The following is a 2,925-nucleotide window of genomic DNA, read 5'->3' as shown; positions in this document are numbered from 1 at the left end:
TGGCGACGTTCTCGGTGGACGTCAAGGGTCCCGATGGTGCGGTGGCGGTGTCCAACGCTCATGGCACGGTGACCGGTGCGGCCGGTGGCGTGTTGCTGCGTCCGTTCGCTCGCCTGATCTCCAGCACGGGTGACTCGGTCACCACCTACGGCGAACCCTGGAACATGAACTAGGTTCCAGCTCGACCAGCAGACAGCCCCCCGGCCGCACGGCCGGGGGGCTGTCTTCACGTGGCGGCGTCGGCGCCACCGGGCGGCCGGGCGGTCCTCGCCGGTACCAACCATCCGGTTGGGTGGTATAGGGTCGGAAGCGAATCCCGCCCGACCCCCGGAGGTAGATCCATGAGTTCGTCCAGCCCGGTCATCAACTTCGAGCGCACGCTGTTCGAACCGGAACACGACATGTTCCGCGACGCCTACCGGTCGTTCCTCGAGCGCCACGTCGCGCCGTTCCACGAGCAGTGGGAGAAGGACAAGATCGTCGACCGTGGCGTGTGGCTGGAGGCCGGCAAGCAGGGCTTCCTGGGCATGGCCGTGCCGGAGGAGTACGGCGGCGGTGGCAACCCGGACTTCCGCTACAACACCGTGATCACCGAGGAGACGTCGGCCGCCCGGTTCAGCGGTCTGGGCTTCTCGCTGCAGAACGACGTCATCGCCCCCTACCTGCTGCGGCTGGGTACCGACGAGCAGAAGCAGCGGTGGCTGCCGGGCTTCTGCTCCGGCGAGATCATCACCGCGATCGCCATGACCGAACCCGGCACCGGCAGCGACCTGCAGGGCATCAAGACCCGGGCGATCAAGCAGGACGACGGCAGCTGGGTGCTCAACGGCTCGAAGACGTTCATCACCAACGGGATTCACGCCGACCTCGTCATCGTCGTCGCGTGTACCGATCCCGACAAGGGCGCCCTGGGCTTCAGCCTGCTGGTCGTCGAACGCGACATGGCCGGCTTCGAACGGGGCAGGCACCTCGACAAGATCGGCCTGGACGCGCAGGACACCGCAGAACTGTCGTTCACCGACGTCCACGTGCCCGCCGAGAACCTCCTGGGCGAGGAGGGGCAGGGCTTCGTCTACCTGATGCAGAACCTTCCCCAGGAACGCATCAGCATCGCCGTCATGGCGGCGGCGGCCATGGAGAGCGTGCTGGCCGACACCCTGCAGTACACCAAGGAGCGCAAGGCGTTCGGCAAGCCCATCGGCAGCTTCCAGAACACTCGGTTCGCCCTCGCCGAACTGGCCACCGAGGCCACCGCCGTGCGCATCATGGTCGACCAGTTCCTCGAGTTGCACCTGCGCGACGCCCTGACGGCCGAGCAGGCCGCGATGGCGAAGTGGTACTCCACCGAGGCGCAGGTCCGCCTCGTCGACCGCTGCCTGCAATTGCACGGCGGCTACGGCTACATGCGCGAGTACCCCGTGGCGCGCGCCTTCCTCGACGCCCGGATCCAGACGATCTACGGCGGAACCACCGAGATCATGAAGGAGATCATCGGTCGCAGCCTGGGCGTTTGACCCCGAAGACGGCCCTCCGAAGGCCCCCTCGTGCGGGCCTTCGGAGGGACCGGTCGCGCGACACCAACCCGCGACCGCTTGGATATCCCTCAAGATGGACGACTTCTGTCGCAGAGTTGACGCAACCGATACTTCGAGGGAACCGTGAGCGGATCGCGGAAGAGGGACTGATGACCGGGACGAAATCCCTGCACGGCAGGGTGCTGCACTCCCTGCTCGGCAGGGTCATGGGACGCGTGAGCGTCGCCGTCGTGGCGGCCGCCGCCGTCGCGCTGCTCGCGCCGGCCGTGCCCATGGCCTCGGCCGATCCTGCCGGTGACGCCGACGCGGCGATCAACCAGGCCTACGACGCGGCGGGTGGGCCCGCGGGCGCCCTCGGGCCCAAGGACGGCGGCGTCTACCCTGTCGGCGCCGGGTTCGGGCAGAACTTCGCCGCGGGACGCATCTTCTTCAGCCCGGAGAGCGGCGCCCACTCCATGCAGGGCGCCATCCTCGACAAGTACCTCAGCCTGGGCGGTCCCGGCGACGGCGACCTCGGCTTCCCGAACATCGACGAGGGCGCGGGCCGCGCGCCCAACAGCCGCAACACCACGTTCAGCGCGCCGGACAACCCGGTGATCTTCTGGACCCCCGACACCGGCGCCCACGTCGTCCGCGGTGCGATCAACGCGGCCTGGGACCAGCTGGGCGGATCCGCGGGCACGCTCGGCGTGCCCACCGAGGACGAGATCTACTCCGGCGACGTGGTGTCCCAGAAGTTCACCGGTGGCGAGGTGTCCTGGAACCGCAAGACCAAGACCTTCACGACGACGCCGCCCGAACTCGCCGACCAGTTGCAGGGGCTGCGCATCCCGGGAACGCCCCAGAGCGAGATCGACGCGGCCCGCCGGGCCGCGGGCGGACCGCTGGGCCCGCTCGGAGCCGCCGAGGGCGCGCCCACGCCGATCGGCGACGACGGCCTGGTGCAGACCTTCGCCGGCGGCAAGATCTTCTATAGCCCGGCGACCGGCGCCAACGTACTCACCGGGCAGGTGCTGGAGAAGTACGAGAGCGTCGGCGGGCCGACGGGTGACCTCGGATTCCCCACCTCGAACGAAGCCGACGGCGGCGTGGCGCCCGCGAGCCGGGTCGCGACCTTCGCCGCCGGTGACGACCCGGTGATCTTCTGGACGCCCGACTACGGTGCCGTCATCGTGCGCGGGGCGATCAACGCGGCGTGGGCCAAGCTGGGCGGCGCCACGGGCCAACTCGGCGCCCCGACGGCAGACCAGACCGAGAACGGCGATGCCGCCACCCAGACGTTCGCCGGCGGCGCCATCACGTTCGACCGCGCCTCCCAGCAGTTCTCCACCGAACCGCCGAACCTGGCGTCCCAGCTCGCCGGCCTGCAGGTCCCGCAGGCGGGCCCGCC

The 2,925-nt window shown here is 69.5% G+C and carries 3 protein-coding genes; all 3 read left to right on the top strand.

Features of this window, described 5'->3' with window-relative positions; all coding sequences use genetic code 11:
* Positions 1-173: MspA family porin (locus tag AC30CM_RS24210; protein WP_490119462.1), on the top strand; the 173-nt coding region annotated here is incomplete at its 5' end.
* Between the two features lie 168 nt (positions 174-341).
* On the top strand, positions 342-1,514 hold the full coding sequence (locus tag AC30CM_RS24205) for an acyl-CoA dehydrogenase family protein (RefSeq protein ID WP_490119461.1): 1,173 nt from the start codon (positions 342-344) through the stop codon (positions 1,512-1,514).
* Positions 1,515-1,684: 170 nt separating this feature from the next.
* Positions 1,685-2,925 (top strand): LGFP repeat-containing protein (locus tag AC30CM_RS24200; protein ID WP_490119460.1); only part of this gene is annotated, 1,241 nt, incomplete at its 3' end.

Source organism: Mycobacterium sp. DHQP2018-32-09 (assembly GCF_058148405.1).
Note: the sequence above shows the minus strand (reverse complement) of the source record. Positions and strands in the feature narration are given on the sequence as shown.

Bases quoted from the DNA above. Each gene is read 5' to 3' on its own strand.
- AC30CM_RS24205 (WP_490119461.1), top strand. From the start codon at position 342: ATGAGTTCGTCCAGCCCGGTCATCAACTTCGAGCGCACGCTGTTCGAA.